At 67.4% G+C, this 301-nt stretch carries 1 pseudogene; it reads left to right on the forward strand.

What is annotated here, in order from left to right:
* Window positions 1-169 (forward strand): annotated as a pseudogene (locus IE97_RS43385) (transcriptional regulator); the annotation flags it as partial.
* Between the last annotated feature and the right edge of the window lie 132 nt (window positions 170-301).

The following is a 301-nucleotide window of genomic DNA, read 5'->3' on the forward strand; positions in this document are numbered from 1 at the left end:
TGGCCGCCTGGTCGTTGCGGAGGACTGGCATGCCGAGCTGTGGTTGGACGACGCCGACAACGTCACTCTGCACAAGAAGGTGTGGAGGACACTCCGGGAGTCAGCGGTCTACGGAGCCGATGCCCACAACGTCATCAATGCGGCGCGGCGTGATCTGAATCTTTGTTGAGCGGTCACCAGACAGGGTCCTCCAGCCGGTCCAGGGCAGCCGATCGGCCTGGCGGGCAGAAGGCGCGCAGGGTGTCCCGGTAGTGCTCGTGCCTGGGCCCCTTCGGGCCCGGGCAGGGGGCTCCGGTCGTGC

The sequence above is a fragment of the Streptomyces sp. NRRL S-455 genome (genome assembly GCF_000717875.1).
In the GTDB taxonomy this organism is placed as follows: domain Bacteria; phylum Actinomycetota; class Actinomycetes; order Streptomycetales; family Streptomycetaceae; genus Streptomyces.